The organism is Aquibacillus sediminis, assembly GCF_005870085.1.
Classification (GTDB): Bacteria; Bacillota; Bacilli; order Bacillales; family Amphibacillaceae; genus Aquibacillus_E; species Aquibacillus_E sediminis.
In genome coordinates, this window is the sequence record NZ_SZNM01000003.1 from 42,784 (window position 1) to 64,408 (window position 21,625).

The window sequence follows — 21,625 nt, forward strand, 5'->3', positions numbered from 1 at the left end:
AATCTCGTTCATATACTAATAAAAACGCCTAGAGGTGATGTAGGATGGAGAAGAACAAACCAAAGTCAACCTTACTGCACAATAGGAAAAAATGGCATATGTATGAAGTGTTGGGACTTGCAATTGTCATAATATCGTTACTAATGCTTTTCTTTGCACCAAATGCATTATCAGACCTATTCGAAACGATTATCCAAGAAGTAAAACCTATTGTGATTGATACCTTTTTGTTAAGTGACATAGGAATCGCGATCATTGTAAGTGTCATTACGGGGAGGTTGTTGGAACGATTTGGTTTTACGGATGGATTAATTCGAATCTTTGTACCAGTCATGAAAGTATTCAAAATCAATCCTGCTGTTATTATCCCTAGTTCCTACAATTTGCTTGGGGACATTAATGCGGCTGGAAAAATTACTGGTCCAATCCTAATGAAAGCTAAAGCAACCACAGCAGAACAAAAAATTGCGCTAGCAACAATGATTCAATCGCCACAATCTTTTGCTACTTTTGTCTTAGGGATTATTGCACTAACTACTTTTGGCATAAGTGTGTTTCCATTAGTCCTACTATCGATTTTTGCTCCATTAATTATCATCCCATGGTTGTTATCTAAAACTGTTTATCGAAATACCAAAAAAGTCGAGCTAGAAGAATTACCACGTTTTACCCCGAAACATACGATCATGCACACTATTTTTTCATCAGCAAAAGAAGGAACAGAACTATTACTGCTCACGATTATTCCGGCTGTAGCAGTGGTCTTTTTCTTTATTGGAATACTGAATTATGTCGGGATTTGGACTACGATTGAAGCTGGACTGGGTACTGTTCTAACTGCACTTAGTATCGAACCAAGCACAGGAATTGTCTCCTTTTTGGCCGCACCGACTCTCGCGGTTGCACAACTTGCTGACTTAGCAACAACAATTGATCCCAGACTAATCGTCGGATCGTTTGTGTTAGCAAACTCTGGCCTACCACTGTCCGTTATTTTTGGTCAAATACCTGTTACCTGGGCAGAAACGACCAACTTGAGTGAGCGAGAGGTGCTTGGGGCAGCAGTCATTGGTATGATCATACGAGTTGTGACCGCTTGTTTAATTGGATATTTCTTAACTCCTTTATTGGTGGTGTAACTGATGAGAAAGGTGGAAAAAAACTATCTTGTTCGTGCTGGAAAATTGGTTACGGTGGGTAATCACGGAACACTTTTTGATGGAGCAATGGTCATTGTACAAGGAAAGATTGCGCATATTTTGGATTGGAACGTAGCAAAAAACGTTTTTCAAAATTTACCAGCGTTGGATTATTCTGATTATGTGGTGACTCCTTCACTGGTCGACTGTCATACCCATTTACTCGAATTTGCGCCAGGATCGCTTTATCCTGTAACCAAAGAAACACACTTCCAGGCAGGAAGATCAATCCTACTTCAAGCATTGATGTCAGGAATTACTGCCGTCGGGGAACAAATTTGCGGACATCCTGAAAGCACTTTTTCAATCAAGGATTATAAAAATAGTGTAAGAGAATTTCCGATGTCTATTTCTTTTGCCACAAATAGTATATCGATTGGTTTTGAGCAACTGGCACACTTCACCTCTGTCACTGAAGATAAACCTGTTGCCCAAAATGATTTAATTAAACGCTCAATTCTTCTGGAAATGGCAAGACAAAGTGATTATCCTGGCGAAAATCTATTTCTTAATGCAACACCTGCAAATTTCACTAAAGACATGGTGCCACGAGCAGGAGAGATTATGTACACAAAAGAAGAATTGCAACAGATTGTTGACCTTTTTCATCAGCAACATAAAGAAATAGGCATTCACGTAGCAGGAAACAAAGGAATTGAGATGGCATTAGATACAGGTGTTGATGTTCTTCATCATGCGCATGGCATCACAGATGAGCAGGTTAAGCGAGCAGCAAAACAAGGAACTAAAATTATTGCCACACCACTTGGTGGAACCCATCTAAAACCAAATTCACCTGAAAACATTCTTAAACTTGTCAACCACAACATCGACACGTCAATCGCAACCGATGCCTATCTTCCACCATACCCTGATGTCGAATGGTTACCTTTCGACGATCAAGCTTTACAAGGACCAGACGTTTTCATGCAAATTGCCCAGCCAGCAATGAAAAAATTACATGCGCATGGTTACGATGAAAATGACACACTAGCATTAATTACTTCCAATCCTGCATCAGTATTAGGAAAAGCAAAACAGTTTGGTCGTTTAGAACAAGGTATGGACGCAAACTTTATCGTTGCCGAAGGAATTCCAGGATTAGACATCACCAACCCAGAAAAAATTAAAAAAGTCATCTACCAAGGAAACACTGTTGTCGATAGAGACTAAACTGGGACACGGGGACAGGTTTACTGTCCCACTCCCAACCACAGAAATTGGGACACGGCCCCTGTCCCCGTGTCCCACCTGTTTAACCCCAGATTTCGTCAGCTAGTTCTTTGATTAATTGGAGTTTATTCCATTGTTGTTCTTCTGTTAGGATGTTGCCTTCTTCTGTTGAGGCGAATCCACATTGTGGACTAATGCATAGTCGATTCAAATCAACGTATTTACTCGCTTCCTCAATTCGAGACTTGATTTCTTGTTTGTCTTCTAATTCACCAGTTTTAGAAGAGAACAATCCAAGCACAACTAATTTATCTTCTGGCACATGTTGTAATGGTGAAAAGTCGCCTGCACGGTCGGTATCATACTCTAAGTAAAAGGCGGACACATTTTCTTTCGCGAATAAAATATCTGCAATTGGATCATAACCACCTGAAGATGCCCAAGTAGAATGATAGTTTCCACGACATACATGGGTTGTCACCACTAAATCTTGTGGAAGATTCTCAAGTGTTCGATTATTAACACGCAGGAATAATTCAGCAGCACTTTCTTCATTTGCCCCTACTTGCACAGCCGCTGCAGCATGAGTGTCACAGCACATGCCCCATGTACAATCATCTAATTGCAGGCTTCGGCAGCCAGCATCATAAATTTCAGAAATAAATGTTTGATAAGCCTGCGCAATATCGGCAACAAGTTCGTCCACACTAGGATAAATCGTATCCGTTGCTTCTTTATTTTCTGGACGTTGCAACTCTGCTAAAAATTGAGCTGGCGCTGGGATTGTTTGTCTTGCTTCCACATCACCTGTCGCATGCTCTTGCACAAATTTAAAATGATCGATAAACGGATGGTTCTCTCCACTAATTTTTCCTGTTAAACGCGCTGTTTCTGGTCGTGTTTCTTCGTCATGGAACACATATCCTTGCTCTGCTGTTTCTTTCTCCACTCCGTTTAAGCCCCACATAAAGTCCAAGTGCCACCAAGAACGGCGAAATTCTCCATCTGTAACTGCTTGAAGCCCTACTTGTTTTTGCTTTTCAATCACATCGACAATACATTCATCTTCCACTTTTTTTAATTCAGATTCGGAAAGATTCCCTTTAGCAAATGCTTCACGTGCTTGCTTTAATTTTTCTGGACGAAGGAAACTCCCAACATTATCAAAACGATATGGTGTTACGGTACGTTTACCTGCTTTCGATTGCACTGACATCCTAACCTCTCCCTTTCCTGTAATCTAAGGTAAGTGTATCACGCAATCAGCACTATAAGTTAACATCTATAATCTATCACTTGCCATAGCTTTAGACTATAGCAAAGCCTGTTCTTCTGCAATTGATTCATGCAAATATTGAATATAAATAGTCGCAAGTGGACTATTGGTAACGTGTTTGTGGGTAATGTAACCAACCGTCATTCGCTCCTCCACCTTTAGTGGGACGGAAACAATATCACTCCCGTTTAATTCACTACTGATTACCCCGGTCGAAATCGTATAACCATTCAAACCAATTAGTAAATTAAATAATGTGGCCCGATCACTCACTTTAATATTTTTCGGTCTAGAATACGTACTTAAAATCTCTTCGGAAAAATAAAAAGAATTATAATCCCCTTGTTCGAACGACAAATATGGATATGGAAGTAAATCCGTCATCGTCACATAGGCTTGCTGTGCGAGTGGATTTTTTGAACTAATAAATACGTGCGGATCTGCTTCAAATAATGTATAAAACGTTAAATTCCCTTCACGAAGAAACTTATCAATCACCTTTTCATTAAACTCATTCACATATAAAATGCCCAGTTCACTGCGCAAGTTTTTGACATCATCAATAATTTCGTATGTCTTTGTCTCTCGCAGGGTAAACTCATACTCCTCACGGTCATAGTCTTTCAGCAATCGTACAAAAGCACTGACCACAAAGGCATAATGTTGTGCAGATACAGAGAAATGTTGCTGTGGTGCTTGTGCACTAGCATAACGATTTTCAAGTAGCTCTGTTTGTTCGATCACTTGCCTGGCGTAGCTTAAAAATTCTGTCCCTTCACGTGTAATCATAATTCCTTTATTTGTTCGCGAAAAAATCGTAATCCCAAGTTCTTCTTCCAGTGCCTTAATCGCATTGGAAAGACTCGGCTGGCTAATAAACAGATGCTGCGCTGCCTTACTAATCGAGCGACTTCTTGCTACCTCAATGACATATTTTAATTGTAATAGAGTCATTAGATTCCTCCCCCTCATAATTGTATTATTATTCAGAATTATACATGTAATTTCGATTTACTTCTATAAGTAATGAACAGAAAATCGGCGTTTCCACCTGAAATAAATGTCAGCCGCTCCGCTTGAAAGCAAGATAAAAAAAGGTGTCAGGCACCACAAATGCCTAACACCCTGTAATCGATTTATTTTTTATAACCAAAATGTGGGATACTAGTCCAGCGCTCTTTTAAGTGACGCGCAACCATTTTTGGTTCTCTTGCTCTTGTGAATACACCTTTTTTGTTCCCTTGGACACGCATGATACCAAATTTCGTTTGGAAATCAGCGAAGTTCCATAATTGTTCCCCAACAAAGTTTGGAATTTCATCAAATACTTTGTGATTCATGCGGTAGTAATCTTCTTGGAATTCTTCACTAAATGGCTCACCGTACGCACTGTGGAATCCAGCTACCGTGTCAGCACCATACTCCGTGTACATGATTGGTTTTTCTGGATATTTTTCTTGCCATTCTAACAGCTCTTGACGTGTCTGTTCTTCTGCTGTCTCTAAATCACCATTTTTCACATACCAGCCGAAGTAACGGTTTAATGCTAATACATCATATAAATCCGTACATTTATCTGTCTTAGGTGTCGCCATCATGATCAATACATTTGTCAATGGGCGCTTTTGCGGATCCAATTCACGTGCAAGATTGAATAATGGTTCAAAGTATTCACGAGCACCTTTTGAATACGTTGCAGCTTCATTGGCAATTGACCACATCACAACAGATGGGTGGTTTTTATCTCGAGCAATTAGCTCACGAATCACTTGCTCGTGCGCCTCCGACGTCTTCATTTGATCCCAAGTGTCGTCTTGGAAATCTTCTTTTTCTAACATTGATACATCAAAGTTGAAAGAAGCCATCAGACCAACTGCAGGTGTTTCATCAATGACCACAATACCTTCACGGTCACATAGACGCATCATTTCGTCTGAATATGGATAATGAGACGTACGGAAGGAATTTGCTCCCATATCTTTCATCAAGTTAAGGTCATGTACATTATATGCTTCGTCAAGACCACGTCCACGGATAAACGTATCTTCATGCTTACCGAACCCTTTGAAGTAGAACGGTTCGCCATTAATTAAGAACTTACCATCTTTCACTTCTACTTTACGGACACCAAATGGTTCTTCATACACATCTACAACTTCGCCATTTTTCACACCTTCGATTTTTGCTGTATAAAGGTATGCATCAAGTGGTTGCCAAAGTTTGACATCAGTAATCGTTACGTTAGTTTCAGTTCCTGTAGTTTGTGCAACTTCATTTCCTTCTTCATCTACAACCGTCACACGAACTTCATCGAATGAACCACCTGTTTGAACAGAAACTTGTACATCTGCTTGTGCTTTTTGCAAATCAACATCTGGTACAATTACAATGTCCTCAATGTAGTTTTTCGGTGTTGAATAAATTTTAACCGGACGTTGCAAACCACCATAGTTGAAGAAATCAAAATTCTCATCTACGTTTCGGATAAGTTTGCCATCTTTATCTTTTGTTTCACTATAATTTCCTACTGGCAATGTTGTATTGTCTAAGATATTACTCAAACGCACAGTCAAACGGTTTTCGCCAGGTACTAAGAAGTCATTAATCTCCACTTCAAATGGCATGAATCCACCTTTATGCTGGGTAGCAAGTTTTCCGTTAATATACACCCATGCTTCATGTGATGCAGAACCAAAGCGTAATACTAACCTTTCATCACGTAGTGCTTTGGCAACTGTAAATTCACGCTCATACCAAACAAAACCAGTGTGTTCGCGAACTTTTTGTGAAACCGTTTGATCATTAAACGCTGCAGGAACTGCCATCGATTCACTTGTTGGTAACGGCTTTGTCACATCTATTTCTTTCACTTCATCATCAATCATAAAATTCCAAACTCCACTTAAATCTAAAACAACTCGACTATCTGTAGCTACTGGATATAACATGTATTATTCCTCCATTTCTTTAATTGCTTATCCTTATTATAATAAAAAGCGCTTTCTTTTTATCGTATTATTTTTACTTAATCCGTATTATTATTGCTTTTTTGTTTATTTTCACGTACATTTGAAGGAGATATAGAAAGGAGACCCATTATGAATCAAACGGATGTAGAAAAAATTTGCCGGATGATGCATTCTGTAACAAAACTTGATACCCGCTTCGCGGATTCGAATGGAGAGATCCATTTTCAATTAGTTGATCACTTGCTTCCCGTCGTAATCGATCACCCTGAGACAGAGTATTTATCTATTACCGACACACTAAAACAGCATGATTCCCATCATTTTTATCACCATATAAATACCTTTGGTTTAGAGTATATCGCAGTTGGTGTTTGGGAAAATGAAACCTTTGATGGTTGCCTGCTTGTCGGCCCGTTTGTTTCTAGTCTCTCGATTATTGATCTCATTAAAGATACGATTTCTGAAAATAAACTGCCAATTAGTGAACGAAAACAATTAGAACAGTTCTACCAATCTCTGCCTGTTTTAAGTGATATTGAGTGCGAAAATATTGGAGAAATGCTCATCAATTTATGTGGACATGACATGATCGACGCAAACAAAACCGTATCTCGTACAACAAAACCAGTAGCAAACCGACACTTGTTAAAAATGAATATTGAAGAAAATAAAGAAATTATTGAAAAACGCTATCATCAACAAAATAAACTGATGCACGCGATCTCAAAAGGGGATAAAGCAGCGGTCAATCGCTTGATTGATTCCGTGTCTCACTTCATAGAATTTTCAGATCGTGTACCTGGTAGTCCAATTCGGTCTTCAAAAAATATCGCATTTGTTTCCAACACATTATTTCGCCTTGCTGCGGAACAAAGTGGTGTCCATCCTGTTTATCTTCATAATATCTCAGAACGGTTTGCGATTTTGATTGAACGAACTACAACGATCCCAAAGCTACAAAAACTAAACGTATTAATGGCGAATGAATACTGTGATCTAGTGACAAGTTTTTCAACTGAGGGCTATAGTCAAATTGTCAAAAAAGCTGTGAACTACATTCAATTACATTTAGGTGAAGCATTAACTTTAAAATACATCGCCGAACAAATACATGTTAACCCATCGCACCTGTCTCGAAAATTCAAACAAGATACCAACATGACAATCACCGATTTTATCCATCAAAAACGAGTAGAAGAAGCAAAATTATATTTACGCAGAGGGGCCGCATCTATCACAGACATCGCCTTCATGCTAGGATTTAATGACCTAAATTACTTTACAAAAGTATTTAAAAAATGGACAAACCTCACCCCAACCCAATACATCAAAACCAAAGATGGGACATAGGGACAGGTTTGTTGTCCCACCACTTTCATATTCGCCTCCATCAAAAAATGGGACACGAGCCCCGTGTCCCACTATATTTTTTGTAGTTCGTCGACGAATGCTCGTTTGCGTTGATAGAGTTCTTCTAAATAATGCAATCTTTCTTCAAATTTTGATTCGCCGCAAGCTTCTTTGTATATTTTTAATTTTTGAGCTACGTTGCGGTACTCTTTTCGGTCAGATGCTTGTTCTGCTAGCGTATCTATGTAACTAGTAAATATATCATCAACCTTGTCAGCATAATCATCCAATAGATAAGGGTAAAGCTCTATAATCATGGCTGGTGACTGATTACACCATTTTAAAATTTTATCGGCACGATTCTCCGCCTTGGCAATATATTCATAAACATGTGGCAAGTAGCCCGATGTATTTTCTAATTCATCGAATATTTGCTCAACAACAACCTGCCATTCTTCCGAAGAATACAAATCTTTTAACTTTCCATATGCTTCGTACTCATTATCGTATACAAATTCCAAAAGAACATCCTTTTGCTTATCAATATCTTCCAATGCCTCATAAATTTGTAAACGGTACTGCTTCCACTCCTTAACAAGGCCTGGGTATTTGCTATCGTTACTTTCGCCATCTTCACAAACTTTTAAAGCAGTTTCATATTTGCCATTTTCCATTTCTTTTTCAATTGCTCTTTTTCTGAATTCACCAAAATTCATATTTTCACTAATGAATCTCTGAGCTTTGTCTTCTTCCCCATTACGCTCTAGAATCTTTAACTGCAATTCTTTAATTGTTTGCTGATCATAATCCGATGTCCAAGATGAGACAGTTAATACCTTATTTAATAACTTTTCCAGTGTTTCCTCCAGTTTTTCTCTTGCAGAAGATCGAGCAGAATAAATCGTACACACATCCAACAACTCATAACGCGTATCATTCCATCCATCATAACGCTTATGCATGGCTTCTTTTAAAATAAGTTCAAACATCTCTTCTTGTACATGATGATCGGTCGATAAGAGCGCCATGGAAGATGCATCCTTCAATAAGGTAGTGCTTTCACTGATGACATAACCAATTTCACCATTAGAGTCATCAGTATATTGAAGCATATCAATCACCATCGAGACAACGGTAATACCTAAACGAATCGCCGTCTCCTCTTCTCCATTGACAAGCTTGTTCCTACCTTTCTCAAGCACCATTTCCGCTCCTTGAAGTGCAGCATGAACATTTCGCCAAGAGATAAATCCGCGCCACTTGTTCTCATTAATATACTTCCGAATTACTTGTTTACTAGCCTTGATTTCATCATTCGGTGTAAGTAACTTAAACTCCACATTTTTCTCAATGTCTTCATCGCTTTCAACTAAATCCAAGACTAGTTCAACCAATTCTTCTTTCGAAAGCTTGGAAATCTTTGTATGTAAATCCAAATTGTCGGACCCCTTCCCAAAATTGAAACGTTTTCTATTAGTTTATCATAATGTATCAATCCTTTCGCAAATAAAAAGGTGCTGTTACGTATACTCTCATAATGAGAGACTTCAATTAATAGGTTTCTTTCATCCCTCACTGATTGTCAGTACCACAAGGAGAGACCCGCAGGCGCCTTGAACAAATCGGGCTGAACTCGAAAATTTACTCCCAATTAGTTTCACTTCATGTTTTGAAGTGGAGTCTTACGGACGGTTGCACTGGGATAAATTGCGGTTTTCTCATCTATTGTTGTTAGAACTCAATGCGATTCAAGCCATTTATTTATGTATTATCGTTCTGTTATTTTCGTTAATTTATATATCCTCGATTTTAAATCACCTAATTTCATCTGTGTGCGTGCCGTACAATTTTGAATCAGCAATATCATCTACCTTTACAAAATCTACTCCCCATTTGCATATAACTGAAACAGGGAATCATAGTAGGCTTGAGCACCTTGTTTCGTTCCATCAACCCCGTACATATCTGTATTCCATGGACAAATCGAGTTTGGTTTAGCAATGTCACGTGCACACACATCCGAACCAAGAATAGGTGTGTTCTGATGAACCGCTTGCCGTGGAATTCCACGCATAATATGAATGCCAAATTTTAAACCTAATGAATGGACATAATCTGCTAATGGTTTAAAACCAGCACCATCTTTTGTTGATGGAAATCGGTTAACAGCCGGATTTAATCGAGAAAACTCATCCATCTCCAATGGCACAAATGGCCGATATCGAGATGAAACGGCTCCAGACTCTGACCACTGAATATCAACTACCACATATTCCCAACCATATGTTTTCAAGTTTTCTGCCATATAATCGGCATTCCCTTTCACTTCCTCTTCTGTGACCGTTGCGCCATAACAATCCCAACTATTCCACCCCATTGGTGGCGTTATGGCATACTGATGATGCTGCACTTTTCTTCCTCCTTTTAGCTAGTCCCTACTAGAAAGAAATCTTCCTATTAGGGACGCACTAACGATTTTATGACGTACCTTTTCAATTGGAAAATTAATGAAACGTAGCTCTCTCATTTAAGATCCGCACTCCATAAACACCGCCTGCAGCCTTTCCTTCCTCAGACTTAAATCTAACTTCGACTTTTTCTTTGTTGATCATTAAGTGAGCAGGTATTTCGTAACAAACATCAAAAAGCGCTCCAGGCTTGTTTGCATGCAACTGTTGACTGGCAATTACTTCACCATCAATTAAAATATCGAAATCTCGTTGATAGGATTTACCATCCACATGTAAAGTGGCATCGCTTCCAAAATAAGTTACTAATAAATACATATATTGCTCCGGATCAACTTTCATATCATAACTAAAAAAGCCATCCCCTCGACAATCTCTCCAACCACTATGAACAAGGTTTAAATAGCCTGACTGTGACTGTTTCATTTGAATATTGTGATCAACTTCGGGTTGTTGTTCATTTGGATTGACCGTATCGACAGTAATTTTTCTCGCTTTTTCAAGTTCTTCTTGCTCTTTATCTTTATAGTTACTATATTGCTCTTTGTCCATAATCTTCCATTGAACCCTCTCACCACTTAACGACCTTATGGTCTGTTTGAAGTGGGAGATTCCTAAGAACACCAACCTAACAGTCGGTTTTAATTAGGCTACCCCCGTAGGACCTACGGTTAGAAGTCTTATTGCTTCATCTTTAATATTTTTACTTGCGTTAAGATCCCTGTCGTGATGTGTACCACAAGATGGGCAATCCCACTTACGCAATTCGAGATTCTTAACGTCTTTGTTTTGATAGCCGCAACAGGAACAAAGTTGGCTGGAAGGGTAATTTTTAGCGACAACTACGACCTGTTTCCCATACCACCTTACTTTATATTCAAGCATTGTCCGAAATTGTGACCAGCTTACCTCGCTAATCGCCTTTGATAACTTATGATTTTTCAATAGATTAGATACTTGCAAATCCTCTATACCAACTATGTCGTGGTTTTTGACAATATTGTATGAAATTTTATGCAAGTAATCTTTTCTTATATTGATTATTTTTTCATGAATACGTGCAACCTTGATTCGTTGTTTATGCCAATTGGAAGAACCTTCCTTACGTCTTGCAAGTTTCTTCTGCGCTTTTACTAGTTTCTTTTCTAGGGACCGAAAAAACTTTGGATTTTCGTATTTTGTTCCGCTAGAAAGAATGGCAAAGTCTTTCAGTCCAACATCGATGCCAACAGACATGTTTGTTTTAGGTAATGCTTGTATTTCTGTTTCAACAAGAATGGATACAAAGTATTTACCACTTGGATTACGTCTCACCGTAACATTTAAAATACGACCTTCTACTTCGCGACTTTTAGCGAATTTCACAAGTCCAAGTTTAGGTAATTTGATTCTGTTTCCAACAATTGCAATATTGTCGTTCGTGTATTTTGTTGTGTAGGATTGCACCTTGTTGTTTTTGGACTTAAAACGTGGAGCATTGGTTTGTTTTTTGAAGAACCTGGCAAAAGAATCGGCAAGGTTTCTAACGGTGGATTGAATAGCAATGCTATCCACTTCTTTTAGCCAATCCAATACTTTCTTTAATTGCGGGAGTTGGGAAGAACAAATGTTGTAGGTCAAACCTTTTCCCGTTTTCTTATACGTTGCATTCCATTTTGACAGAAAATGATTGAACACAAAACGAGAACATCCTATGGTTTTATTTATTAAGATAGCTTGATTCGGGTTAGGATAGATTCTGTATTTATAAGCCCTATGGCCAAGCAAGACAGTCACCTCCCTTTTCTTTTTATTATACACGATGACTCAACAAAGTACAAACATTTGTTCCCCTTAGGGAGGAGAATTGAAAAAATGCTTTAGAACCTTAGACTAGTTAGTCGGACAATTGAGATAGCTAAAGCTATTCCTTGTCCGAAGGCGATTCATCTCCACCCTACTCATTGGGCTATCGCCCTTCTCATTCCTTGAGGGTGGAGTCTTCTCGCCTCTAATGATAAATGGTATAACGCTGATAATGCAACGCATAAAACGGAATAAGGGTGACAGATTCATTCCCAGGTTGACCTACTGTATCGGTTTTAAATGTAAGCGAATCATCAACCTTGCTTACCCACTCATTAAGATTATGTTCGTTCGCAACTAACACAGTAACATCGATTAATGGATGGTTATTTAATGCTTGGTGATCGGCTAAAATATCTGTTTGTGGAAAATTTTCCGTTCCTAAAGCACCAGCAAGTACGACTGGTCCATACATGATCACCTGTTTCTTCTTGTCATCTTTTGCAACATACGTATGAAGGTTCATGGGCAGTTGCACTTCCATTTTATCGCCGCTTTGCCAATTTCTATCCAAATACAAATAGCCACTTTTCACTGTTGTATCTACTAGTTCGCCATTCACTTTTGCCAATACTTCCCCGTCCACCCAATACGGAACGCGAACTTTAACCGTGAGTGGTTCACCTGTTGCTTCTTGAAATGTTAAAGTTGTCCGATCCGATTCAGGGAAGGATGTTTCTTGTATTACTTTTAATCCTTTCTCCTCTATGTCCAATTGGGAAGAAATAAATAAGTTAACATAAAGCGCTTCGTCATCAATAGATTGTATCTTGCAATAATTTCGTATTTTCCATGTTCAACACTCCTTTTTTGTAGAAAATAAATGTAGTCAAACTCGCACTTTCGAACAACACTCGCACCTGTGAAATCTTCTACCATTTAGACCCTTCTGGATATGGACAACTTTTATATGCTAATTTCGCCCTAAACTGCACAAAACAGCCGCAATGAGCACAAGTAGTATCATACAGGAGCGATGGACAGCGTTTACATTTTTCAAGTCGTTGTTCATATAACGCATCATCCACCACATCAGTCTCTAACAAAAGTTGTTCCTCAACTTGCTTTTGAATATAGTCATCCGAAACAATAACGGATTGCATGCACCCCTTACAAGTCATATACCCCATCCTTTCCATGTATGGGACATGGGGACAGGTTTGCTGTCCCAGACAGGACGGTGTCACTTGTGGGACAAGTGCCCTGTCCCCATGTCCCACTCTACTCTCTATATTGTAGCATAGAACGGTGCTCTTCACTTGTCACTATTTTATTTAAAAGTCATATAGTATGGGTGTACAACTAGTTTTTAGGAGGTAAATTAATGTCTTTACCAGCAATTGATGTTAGTTTGATGAATGAACATTTATCTACACATAAGGGGCAACTTCATAAATTAAAGCAATATTATCAACAGATTCGTGATCCTTATATAAAACAGATCACGAATGCCCAAACCATTATAATGGAAAATCATGTTGACGTTATGCTTTCCTTATTGGATCCTTATCACAACCACTGGGTCCAAGTAATTCCTTTGCAACAAGTTTTTAATCAATTACAACTAAATCAAGCTAGTCCAATCAAACAACCTTCGGATAAATCGATTGTACTCGAACTACATTCAACAGCTAAGTTTATGGCAAATAATAACTTCCTTTCCGCATTAATGATGAAAAACGATAACGTCAAACAAGTACATTATGAGATGGCAACACAACAAGCTAATTTCGAAAAAATATATAGTGATTATATCAAGCATATGGAGTGGTCTGTTACAACACATGTAGATGATGATGAACAGTTAAAAATCATCAACCATTTCCAACAATAGCGGGACATGGGGACAGGTCCGCTGTCCCAGAAGACCTAGTAATGCTTGTCACTTGTGGGACAAGTGCCCTGTCCCCATGTCCCGCAATCCGTGTCCCGCTATTCACCTCCTAGTTCTTCCTTACATAGACATATATCATAGCTTTTCATCGATAGGGGGACTTTGTGTTGATGAGTCAATATAATGACGCTTTTTATACAGATATATATTTTGACGAAGAACGTTTGTTTTTCAATAAATGGGAAATGTATAAGTTATTAGTGCCACATAACCTTCCTTTTCAAATTCCATATACAGAACTTTTATCCTTTTCATCGCTTGATCGATTTACATCTGGTTCAGCACCTTTTTATATCAAACCAGTTGATACTTGGTTAGGAAAAGACATTACGCTCATCACCCCAACACATCAAGGTTTTATGATACAAATGCCTAATGGTGCCAGTCAGTTTGTTACGACAAAACAGAATCTCACTCACATAATCTTTCAACAATACGCCAAGTCAATTGCGATCATTCAACAACAAGCACCCCTAGTTTCAGCCAATCGTAGAGCATTTGACATTCGTGTGCATTTGCAGCGTGATGAATTAGGGCAGTGGTTATATGCTGGAGATTTAATTCGAATCGGTGGGGAAGGCGCAGTCGTCTCCAACTTATTTGCGAAGGGTGGCGGCATTGTGGAAACAGACGCGATTTTAAATCAATTATATAGTCCAAACAATGCCTATGTAACGAGAGAAAAGTTAACAAATTCCGCATTTGCCATCGCAAGGCTATTAGACCATTACTATCCATTTATCGATATTGGGGCTGACTTTGGAATCGATCATGAAGGAAACTTGTGGTTATTAGAAGTGAATACCAATGACCGAAATGGGAGACCAGCATACGATCTATTTAAAAAGTTACCGAATAAGACCATTTACAAACAAATGATAGCAAAAGACAAACAGCGGAAAAAGTTCTGGAGTAAGAACAAAGTGTAATTAAAAAAATATGTTCCAGTAAACGACACTAACGATTGCCAAACCTTTCTAACTTGGAAGAGTATTTTGTTCATCTACATTTTCGGACTGCGGTATTATGCCTCCAAATTTTCTATTAATGCATAAAAGAAGGCCATCCACTTTGGATGACCTCCCCTTTATGACAACGCTTTATATTTTGCCATTTATTGAGAATAAATCGTACCTTTAAATTGAATATCAACATTATCAGATGTTTCCTGCATCAATTTCTTTTTAAGGTCTTTTACTTGTGTAAACGCATCAAGCATTCCTGACGCAATAATTTTAATTTCTTTACTTTCTACTGATTTATTTAAATGAAAGATGTATTGTTTCATAGTTGTATTTCTCCCTTAGTAATTATTGTGTAATCTTATTATAGCACACCCAGGTAACCGCTTTCAACAGAAATTATATAATTTGTTGTTCCACCAAATAATGAAAGGTTGGTATGATTTTTCCTACTAATTGAAAACCTAACTATTAAGACACCGTATAAGGAGGAGCAAACATGGAAGAAATTAAAGTTGGAGATATTTTTTCTATTAGTGATGAAACAGATGAAGAGCAAGAGGTTGAGGTATTAGCAAAGGTAACCTTACAAGAAATTGATTATGTAGCAGTTAGCTTAGTGGAAGATGTTCAAGATGAAAATGCAGAGAACATCGACATCTATTTCCTAAAAGTGGACGATAATGGAGAGTTAGCGGCAATCGATTCTGATGAGGAATTCGATAAAGTATCTGAAGCGTTTGATGCCATTTTGGATGATGTGGAAGAAGACTAGCTTAGGATCCCTCCACATTCCCATCACTATATTAACAAAAAACGAGACTGTGATTGTGGTATTTAACATTCCACTTTTTCCCCAGTCTCGTTTTCTTATTGTCATTTACAAAATTATCTTTGTTTCAATCGTGCAATTCGATCATCTAAGTCTGGGTGGCTAGAAAAGAGCGAGATTAGGCCACCCTTTGAATTGATTTTCATCGTTTGGATCGCAGAATCATCTGTCCGATCATCGATTTTAGCACGATCAACATACGCTTTTAAAGATTGCAATGCGTGTGTCATTTTATCACGACCAGCCAAGTCTGCTCCGCCACGATCGGCATGATATTCTCTGTAACGTGAATAGGCACTGACGACTATACTTCCTAATATCGAGAACAGTATTTGGAAAATAATAATCGCTGCAAATTGGACCACCCACTGCATTTCTTCACGTACGAAGCGCGAAACGATAATTGCTGCAATTCTTGAGAAAAACACAACAAAGGTGTTGACGATCCCTTGTAACAAGGTCATCGTCACCATATCTCCATTAGCTACGTGCGCGACTTCGTGAGCAATAACGCCTTCCACCGCATCGTCATCCATTGTGTTCAACAATCCTGACGAAACAGCAACCAACGAACGCTTTTTGGTTGGACCTGTTGCAAACGCGTTAACTTCAGCAGATTGATAGATTCCAACCTCTGGCATATGCATAAGACCTGCTGCGCGGGAAAGTCGATGTACTTTTTCCACAACTGCTTGTTCATGTGCATTTGCTGGATTATTTGTATCAATAACTTTGACCTTCATCATCATTTTCGCCATCCAACGTGACATTGCCAGTGAAATAAACGATCCCGCAAAACCTACTAGTAAACTAAAGACCATTAAGGAACCATAATCAATTCCTAAGCCAGGACCACCTGTTTGAAAGGAACCACTAACCCCTGTAAAAGCGGTAATCGCGGACCATACGATCACAATCGTTGTCATGACAAGAATGTTTGTTAAAAGAAAAAAGAAAATTCGCTTACCCATTATGTCCCTCCATTTTTTCTATTATTTTAGTAAAATGTTAAGTTTTTTCACCTAATCCTACCGTTCCCCCTACCCCCTTATCCTAAAAAAACCTTTACCTGCTTTAGGTAAAGGTTCTGAACTTATCCAATTACACCTTTACCTATAGGCAAAGGTCTCGCAAACAACAACTGTTGCCAGTTAGGCCGGTGATGGAATCCATCACGTAATGACGACATAACTGTTAGCTACTCCCCTTTGGAGTCTATTACCATTGTTTTTACTATTAAAGTAAATAATAGTATGAAAAAATTAAAAAGTCAATCTAGTTGTTTGCAAATAAATAGAAACTTCATCCATGTGTATATGTAAAAAATGGCTGGGCTAGCTGGATTCGAACCAGCGCATAACGGTACCAAAAACCGCTGCCTTACCGCTTGGCTATAGCCCAACAATGAACATTAGCGGAGAAGGAGGGATTTGAACCCTCTACTGCACATGCAGTGGCGCCTCTTCCATTACTTAAGTACTTCTCCATGGCTCCACAGGTAGGGTTCGAACCTACGACTAATCGGTTAACAGCCGATTGCTCTACCACTGAGCTACTGTGGATTAATCGATGAAATTAATTTTTACAACCGATAGGCATAGGGGGCGTGCCTTTGTTTTATTTTATTGTTTTATGTCTTTTCCCTGTTACATTTTATAGTATTGCAGCAATAATGGTTTTTATACATAAAATTTTTAAAAAGTTTTTATTCTGTTTACTTTCACAGGAGGGAGGCATAAGGCGTTCCCAAAGCTAATCCTTAAGTTGTCTTTTCCGCAATTTAAAAAGTCTATACATAACATAAATAATCCTAAAACGAGCACAGCTCTAAACCAGTAAATATGGAAAATTGAACTTATGATGATCGTTAATACAAACATTCCTACCACTGCTGAAAATTTGGTCCAAGCAATTGCTTCACTAGAATACTCTGGTTCTTTTTTATACAACCACCTCTCTCCAAAGAGCATAGTTTCTACAGGATAAAAATAAGACCAAATCAACAAACCATATACCGGAACCAAAAAAAGAATGAAAAAAACATTTTCTACCAACTCAGCACCTCCTAACTTTTCAACTGATTTGCACTGCTTAACAGCCATCTCATACATACTCTGCCCAAAGAAATAAACAAAAGCTCTATTTCTATGTCTTCTCTATTGTTAACTATTTTTTTAGTTTTCGTTCGTAGTAATAATAAAAATTTAATTCTGTAAGCAATAGGGATCAATCCTATAATAGCAATGCCTTTTGGCTTTACAAATAATAAACAACCAATCGTGAACAGCGTGACAATGACAACTCTCACATTACCTGAAAAACCATTAATTGGTTCATTTGCTAAAAAGAAGGTTTTCACTCCCTTTAAATCCTTGGTGTAACATTCCTCATGATACGGTACAACTTCAAAAACTAAGGAAGAAGTTACTAAATCGTCTTTTCTCTTAATTTCTAGTTCACATTTATTGCAATACACTTTCTTTGCCAGAACAATCCCCCCTACTTCAACAGTAACAGCTAACTAACCATACGATTTTACATGGATGATGTTTCATATTTTTCTTCTCATATAACGCCAATAACTCTTCTACAACTACAAAAAAAACACCAGCCCTCCGACCAAAAAAAGCAGATCCAAGCTGGTGTGTGTTCCTTATGGCGTATGGACGTTCTTTTCAAACGTTTCACCATTATTATACACTGCCTTCATCACAAAACGTGTGTCCTCATCGGCCTCAATTTTGTTTAAATGATAAAAGGTTGTACGATTCGGCGCATTTTCTGGTTGTCCGGAATCTGGCTCAAGTTTCTGTTCCTCTACTAATGTACCATTTTTGTATGTTAAGACATATACGTCCTCTAGCATGACATTTGTGCTTGTTTCATGATTGATCACATGAACTGAGTAAGAATCTTGATGTTGATTGAGATCAACTTGAACTACACCATACCCGCCTCGACGAAGATGTTCAATATTGGACCGCTGGATCGTACTACTTTTAAGCGTTTCACCATGCGACACTGTCACATAGTAGCGTAAGTCATGATTACGCCTGTCCTCATCTGTTTGTTCTTCCACTTGCATTTGTTCTTGTGCGTGTTGATTACCAATATATGTTACTTCCCACTGTGGTCTCGTCTCCACCTCAACGGGAAAGCTAGCTTGAAACAGCCCATCCTGCAGTTGCTTTGATGAGACCTGTTCAAATTCATCTTGTTTTCCTAGGCTATAGTGAAAATCAACTTCTGCGTTATCTGGCAACTCTTTCACTTGCCATTCAAACCCCAATTGCATTTGCCCATCACTATCTGTTTCTGTATTAGGTTGCATCCTAATATCACTGATCCAGCTCTGTTCCTGTTTAAAGTCTTGCAAAATCCCATTTATTTCATTTGATTGCCGGTTAACACTATCCGTCAATTGCTGTTGGCTATTTGAAATCGAATGAATCTGTTGTTCGACTTGATCCATTTTGGAAAACATTCGAAAATTCATCACCAAGCTTACAATTAGAGCACCAACAACAAAGGTTACAACATATTTTTTATATTGATTCACGAAACATTCTCCCCCTGCTTTTTATCAAATTTTTCCTACTACTAACATACCACGTAAGTGCTATGTTAGTGAATCGGTATAAAGTGAAACTTCAATCAGTGGGGGGGTTTTTGGCTCTTTACCTGCTCGATTCTGAGAACGCACCAAACGAGTTGAAAGCGAACGTTTACTCCCGTTAAACATCTTCGTTTCATTTCATGTATTGAAGTGGGTATCTAAGGGACGGTTGCACCTGGATAAAATAGTTCTTTACGCTGCTAACATTAAAAAACCCTATTCTGCCAAAACAAAATAAGGTCCTTAACTATGCTTTTAATTAGGCAAACACTGTTACCCCAACATAAATACCAGCTAAAAAGATCGTGACGATCACAATAATATGGAATATAATCCAAGCCCAACGCCCATAGCGAAAAGCATCGGCAGTAATTGGTTTTCGCAATTGTGCTGGAATTATTTTTCCACCTAATAGCTCAAACAACAAATAATAAATCCACCATAATGTATAGCTGTCCCATAAATCCCATTCGGCTTCAAATTTAAAAATGGATGTCCCTTTTAAAATTACTTCCCCTAAAACTCCCATATGAATAACAGCCCAATAAAATGGTATCTTCCAAACCCATTTTTCTGGACTATATCGGACACTAAACATCACGATAAACGGAATTAGTGTCGATATTAATCCATATGGTAAACGGAGATCGCCGTGCAAGACATTATTCGGATACGTGTAAAATCCTGAGATAATAAACAAATAGCATAATAAATTAGCCGATACCATACTGATAAGGAATAATAACCCATAGCTTTTGAAATCAATTCGAATAAAAAATAAACAACCTAAACTTGCTGCGACGATCATCGTTAGCATAAAAATCGCTTCCATAGACATTGATTAGTCACCACAGTTTTTTTAGGTTAGTTTGTCCTAGTTTCCATACATTATCTACATTTTACAAACAACGGTAAAAAGAAAAGAGATTACAAAGTGACTTTGTAATCTCCTTTTCTTTGCTGTCTAAACTGTTGCATTATTTATTAATAGCCAAATCCACCTACATAAGATGTTCCTACGATGATTAGAAGGATAAACAACACAACGATTAACGCAAATCCTCCGCCATAACCGTATCCTGCACTCATCAGTTTAGCCTCCTTTTTAGATGATACACTACTACTATATGTGTCGCACGGAGAACTGACTGGGCGAGTATCTAGATTCACCAAAAATGGGCGATTTCTGGGACAAGGGGACAGGTTCACTGTCCCACAGTGGGACAAGTGCCCTGTCCCCTTGTCCCACTTCATTTCATGGTAAAGCCTCCGTCGACGATCATCGTTTGGCCGGTAATGAAATTTGCCCATTCGCTTGCAAAAAATAGAACAGTTCCTGTAATATCCTCTGGTCTGGCAATGCGTCTTAACGGTGTTTGACTGATGATACCTTCCTTAACTTCCTCTTTTGTATGGCGGCTTGCATCGGTTGGATAGACAATGCCTGGTGCGACGCAATTCACTGTAATGCCAAACGATCCAAGATCAGCCGCCAAGTTTTGCGAATAAGATAAGACAGCACCTTTTGCCGTATTGTAATCGTGGTAGGGTACGACTGGTCGATAGACTAAATTACTTACCATGTTGACGATTCGACCAGCGCCGTTTGCTTTCATGTGCGGAATCACATGTTTGCAAATATTGTACGTCCCCTTTAAAGAGCCATCGAGTTGATGTTGGTAGTCATCCCAATCCATTTCCCACGCCATTTTACGTTGTTCAGGATTAAAGGTGTATCCGTGCAGGGCATTGTTGACCACCACATCGATCGCATCAAATTCATCAATTATATCATCGATCATCGCCTCTACCGCTCGTTCATCCGTCACATCGGCCTGGATCGCAAACGCATCGATCCCATACGTATCCATTAAATAATCAGCAAATGTTTCTGCACGCTCTTTACTTGTCACATAATTAACCAATACATGGGCCCCTTGTTTGGCAAAAGCCTCTGCAATGGCTGCGCCAATACCGCGACTTGAGCCTGTCACTAGCACTACTTTCCCTTGCAACAATACTTCCATTGTCATCCTCCGTT

General features: G+C 38.6%; 22 protein-coding genes, 3 tRNA genes and 1 pseudogene. 6 read left to right on the top strand and 20 right to left on the bottom strand.

Annotated features, from left to right (window positions below):
* Window positions 1-44 precede the first annotated feature (44 nt).
* Window positions 45-1,139, top strand: a complete 1,095-nt coding sequence (locus tag FCI53_RS03785) for a hypothetical protein (protein ID WP_138416005.1) — start codon at window positions 45-47, stop codon at window positions 1,137-1,139.
* Window positions 1,140-1,142: 3 nt separating this feature from the next.
* Window positions 1,143-2,372, top strand: a complete 1,230-nt coding sequence (locus tag FCI53_RS03790) for an amidohydrolase family protein (protein ID WP_138416006.1) — start codon at window positions 1,143-1,145, stop codon at window positions 2,370-2,372.
* Between the two features lie 82 nt (window positions 2,373-2,454).
* Here FCI53_RS03790 and FCI53_RS03795 read toward each other — a convergent pair whose 3' ends face one another.
* The 3 genes from FCI53_RS03795 to uidA form a co-directional block, all read right to left on the bottom strand.
* Window positions 2,455-3,588 (bottom strand): 5-methyltetrahydropteroyltriglutamate--homocysteine S-methyltransferase, encoded by a 1,134-nt coding sequence (locus FCI53_RS03795; RefSeq protein ID WP_138416008.1) that lies wholly within the window; start codon window positions 3,586-3,588, stop codon window positions 2,455-2,457.
* 96 nt (window positions 3,589-3,684) lie between these two features.
* Window positions 3,685-4,602 (bottom strand): LysR family transcriptional regulator, encoded by a 918-nt coding sequence (locus FCI53_RS03800; protein WP_138416010.1) that lies wholly within the window; start codon window positions 4,600-4,602, stop codon window positions 3,685-3,687.
* Between the two features lie 182 nt (window positions 4,603-4,784).
* Window positions 4,785-6,596, bottom strand: coding sequence for a beta-glucuronidase (gene uidA, locus FCI53_RS03805; protein ID WP_138416012.1), 1,812 nt, complete (start codon window positions 6,594-6,596; stop codon window positions 4,785-4,787).
* Window positions 6,597-6,746: 150 nt separating this feature from the next.
* On the opposite strand from uidA, the gene FCI53_RS03810 reads away from it, so the two are divergent.
* Window positions 6,747-7,967 (top strand): helix-turn-helix domain-containing protein, encoded by a 1,221-nt coding sequence (locus tag FCI53_RS03810; protein WP_138416014.1) that lies wholly within the window; start codon window positions 6,747-6,749, stop codon window positions 7,965-7,967.
* A 71-nt stretch (window positions 7,968-8,038) separates the two neighbouring features.
* Here the strand turns inward: FCI53_RS03810 and FCI53_RS03815 are convergent, their stop codons facing one another.
* The 6 genes and pseudogenes from FCI53_RS03815 to FCI53_RS03840 all read right to left on the bottom strand — a co-directional run bounded on the left by FCI53_RS03815 (window position 8,039) and on the right by FCI53_RS03840 (window position 13,401).
* Window positions 8,039-9,403 (bottom strand): DUF6880 family protein, encoded by a 1,365-nt coding sequence (locus tag FCI53_RS03815; protein WP_138416016.1) that lies wholly within the window; start codon window positions 9,401-9,403, stop codon window positions 8,039-8,041.
* Between the two features lie 384 nt (window positions 9,404-9,787).
* Window positions 9,788-10,377: pseudogene (locus FCI53_RS03820) on the bottom strand (alpha-galactosidase); the annotation flags it as partial.
* Between the two features lie 94 nt (window positions 10,378-10,471).
* Entirely contained in the window at window positions 10,472-10,987 is a 516-nt protein-coding gene (locus FCI53_RS03825; protein ID WP_138416018.1) for a DUF6805 domain-containing protein, read from the bottom strand.
* A gap of 93 nt (window positions 10,988-11,080) precedes the next feature.
* Window positions 11,081-12,202 carry an IS200/IS605 family element RNA-guided endonuclease TnpB gene (gene tnpB / locus FCI53_RS03830; protein ID WP_138416020.1) on the bottom strand — a complete coding sequence of 374 codons (1,122 nt, stop codon included), beginning with the start codon at window positions 12,200-12,202 and terminating at the stop codon, window positions 11,081-11,083.
* A 223-nt stretch (window positions 12,203-12,425) separates the two neighbouring features.
* Window positions 12,426-13,067: a DUF4986 domain-containing protein gene (locus tag FCI53_RS03835; protein ID WP_342774169.1), complete on the bottom strand. Its 642-nt coding sequence runs from the start codon at window positions 13,065-13,067 to the stop codon at window positions 12,426-12,428.
* Window positions 13,068-13,152: 85 nt separating this feature from the next.
* Window positions 13,153-13,401 (bottom strand): DUF6171 family protein, encoded by a 249-nt coding sequence (locus FCI53_RS03840; RefSeq protein ID WP_138416024.1) that lies wholly within the window; start codon window positions 13,399-13,401, stop codon window positions 13,153-13,155.
* Between the two features lie 203 nt (window positions 13,402-13,604).
* Here FCI53_RS03840 and FCI53_RS03845 point away from each other — a divergent pair, with 203 nt between their 5' ends.
* Both FCI53_RS03845 and FCI53_RS03850 read left to right on the top strand, forming a co-directional pair.
* Entirely contained in the window at window positions 13,605-14,114 is a 510-nt protein-coding gene (locus FCI53_RS03845; protein ID WP_138416026.1) for a hypothetical protein, read from the top strand.
* 170 nt (window positions 14,115-14,284) lie between these two features.
* Window positions 14,285-15,103 (top strand): YheC/YheD family protein, encoded by an 819-nt coding sequence (locus tag FCI53_RS03850; RefSeq protein WP_138416030.1) that lies wholly within the window; start codon window positions 14,285-14,287, stop codon window positions 15,101-15,103.
* A gap of 185 nt (window positions 15,104-15,288) precedes the next feature.
* Here the strand turns inward: FCI53_RS03850 and FCI53_RS21310 are convergent, their stop codons facing one another.
* Window positions 15,289-15,462 carry a hypothetical protein gene (locus FCI53_RS21310; RefSeq protein WP_171038050.1) on the bottom strand — a complete coding sequence of 58 codons (174 nt, stop codon included), beginning with the start codon at window positions 15,460-15,462 and terminating at the stop codon, window positions 15,289-15,291.
* A 173-nt stretch (window positions 15,463-15,635) separates the two neighbouring features.
* Between FCI53_RS21310 and FCI53_RS03855 the strand changes: the two genes are divergently transcribed.
* Entirely contained in the window at window positions 15,636-15,911 is a 276-nt protein-coding gene (locus FCI53_RS03855; protein WP_138416032.1) for a DUF1292 domain-containing protein, read from the top strand.
* 113 nt (window positions 15,912-16,024) lie between these two features.
* Here FCI53_RS03855 and htpX read toward each other — a convergent pair whose 3' ends face one another.
* The 10 genes from htpX to FCI53_RS03895 all read right to left on the bottom strand — a co-directional run bounded on the left by htpX (window position 16,025) and on the right by FCI53_RS03895 (window position 21,611).
* Window positions 16,025-16,939 (bottom strand): protease HtpX, encoded by a 915-nt coding sequence (htpX, locus tag FCI53_RS03860; RefSeq protein WP_138416034.1) that lies wholly within the window; start codon window positions 16,937-16,939, stop codon window positions 16,025-16,027.
* Between the two features lie 355 nt (window positions 16,940-17,294).
* Window positions 17,295-17,369: transfer RNA gene (locus tag FCI53_RS03865), tRNA-Gln, on the bottom strand.
* Window positions 17,370-17,383: 14 nt separating this feature from the next.
* Window positions 17,384-17,454: transfer RNA gene (locus FCI53_RS21315), tRNA-OTHER, on the bottom strand.
* Between the two features lies 1 nt (window position 17,455).
* A tRNA-Asn gene (locus FCI53_RS03870) sits at window positions 17,456-17,530 on the bottom strand.
* Window positions 17,531-17,662: 132 nt separating this feature from the next.
* Window positions 17,663-18,022, bottom strand: a complete 360-nt coding sequence (locus tag FCI53_RS21650; RefSeq protein ID WP_210238479.1) for a hypothetical protein — start codon at window positions 18,020-18,022, stop codon at window positions 17,663-17,665.
* Between the two features lie 11 nt (window positions 18,023-18,033).
* Window positions 18,034-18,327 (bottom strand): hypothetical protein, encoded by a 294-nt coding sequence (locus FCI53_RS21320; RefSeq protein WP_171038051.1) that lies wholly within the window; start codon window positions 18,325-18,327, stop codon window positions 18,034-18,036.
* Window positions 18,328-18,621: 294 nt separating this feature from the next.
* Entirely contained in the window at window positions 18,622-19,527 is a 906-nt protein-coding gene (locus FCI53_RS03880) for a hypothetical protein (RefSeq protein ID WP_138416037.1), read from the bottom strand.
* A gap of 316 nt (window positions 19,528-19,843) precedes the next feature.
* On the bottom strand, window positions 19,844-20,422 hold the full coding sequence (locus tag FCI53_RS03885) for a CBO0543 family protein (protein ID WP_138416039.1): 579 nt from the start codon (window positions 20,420-20,422) through the stop codon (window positions 19,844-19,846).
* 146 nt (window positions 20,423-20,568) lie between these two features.
* Window positions 20,569-20,673, bottom strand: coding sequence for a YjcZ family sporulation protein (locus FCI53_RS03890; protein ID WP_138416041.1), 105 nt, complete (start codon window positions 20,671-20,673; stop codon window positions 20,569-20,571).
* 161 nt (window positions 20,674-20,834) lie between these two features.
* A complete protein-coding gene (locus FCI53_RS03895) occupies window positions 20,835-21,611 on the bottom strand; it encodes a 3-oxoacyl-ACP reductase (protein ID WP_138416043.1) in 777 nt (258 codons plus the stop codon).
* Window positions 21,612-21,625 lie beyond the last annotated feature (14 nt).

Coding starts and splice junctions, on each gene's coding strand:
- FCI53_RS03785 (WP_138416005.1), top strand. CDS start 45: ATGGAGAAGAACAAACCAAAGTCAACCTTACTGCACAATAGGAAAAAA.
- FCI53_RS03790 (WP_138416006.1), top strand. CDS start 1,143: ATGAGAAAGGTGGAAAAAAACTATCTTGTTCGTGCTGGAAAATTGGTT.
- FCI53_RS03795 (WP_138416008.1), bottom strand. CDS start 3,588: ATGTCAGTGCAATCGAAAGCAGGTAAACGTACCGTAACACCATATCGT.
- FCI53_RS03800 (WP_138416010.1), bottom strand. CDS start 4,602: ATGACTCTATTACAATTAAAATATGTCATTGAGGTAGCAAGAAGTCGC.
- uidA (WP_138416012.1), bottom strand. CDS start 6,596: ATGTTATATCCAGTAGCTACAGATAGTCGAGTTGTTTTAGATTTAAGT.
- FCI53_RS03810 (WP_138416014.1), top strand. CDS start 6,747: ATGAATCAAACGGATGTAGAAAAAATTTGCCGGATGATGCATTCTGTA.
- FCI53_RS03825 (WP_138416018.1), bottom strand. CDS start 10,987: ATGGACAAAGAGCAATATAGTAACTATAAAGATAAAGAGCAAGAAGAA.
- FCI53_RS03840 (WP_138416024.1), bottom strand. CDS start 13,401: ATGACTTGTAAGGGGTGCATGCAATCCGTTATTGTTTCGGATGACTAT.
- FCI53_RS03845 (WP_138416026.1), top strand. CDS start 13,605: ATGTCTTTACCAGCAATTGATGTTAGTTTGATGAATGAACATTTATCT.
- FCI53_RS03850 (WP_138416030.1), top strand. CDS start 14,285: ATGAGTCAATATAATGACGCTTTTTATACAGATATATATTTTGACGAA.
- FCI53_RS21310 (WP_171038050.1), bottom strand. CDS start 15,462: ATGAAACAATACATCTTTCATTTAAATAAATCAGTAGAAAGTAAAGAA.
- FCI53_RS03855 (WP_138416032.1), top strand. CDS start 15,636: ATGGAAGAAATTAAAGTTGGAGATATTTTTTCTATTAGTGATGAAACA.
- htpX (WP_138416034.1), bottom strand. CDS start 16,939: ATGGGTAAGCGAATTTTCTTTTTTCTTTTAACAAACATTCTTGTCATG.
- FCI53_RS03885 (WP_138416039.1), bottom strand. CDS start 20,422: ATGTCTATGGAAGCGATTTTTATGCTAACGATGATCGTCGCAGCAAGT.
- FCI53_RS03890 (WP_138416041.1), bottom strand. CDS start 20,673: ATGAGTGCAGGATACGGTTATGGCGGAGGATTTGCGTTAATCGTTGTG.
- FCI53_RS03895 (WP_138416043.1), bottom strand. CDS start 21,611: ATGGAAGTATTGTTGCAAGGGAAAGTAGTGCTAGTGACAGGCTCAAGT.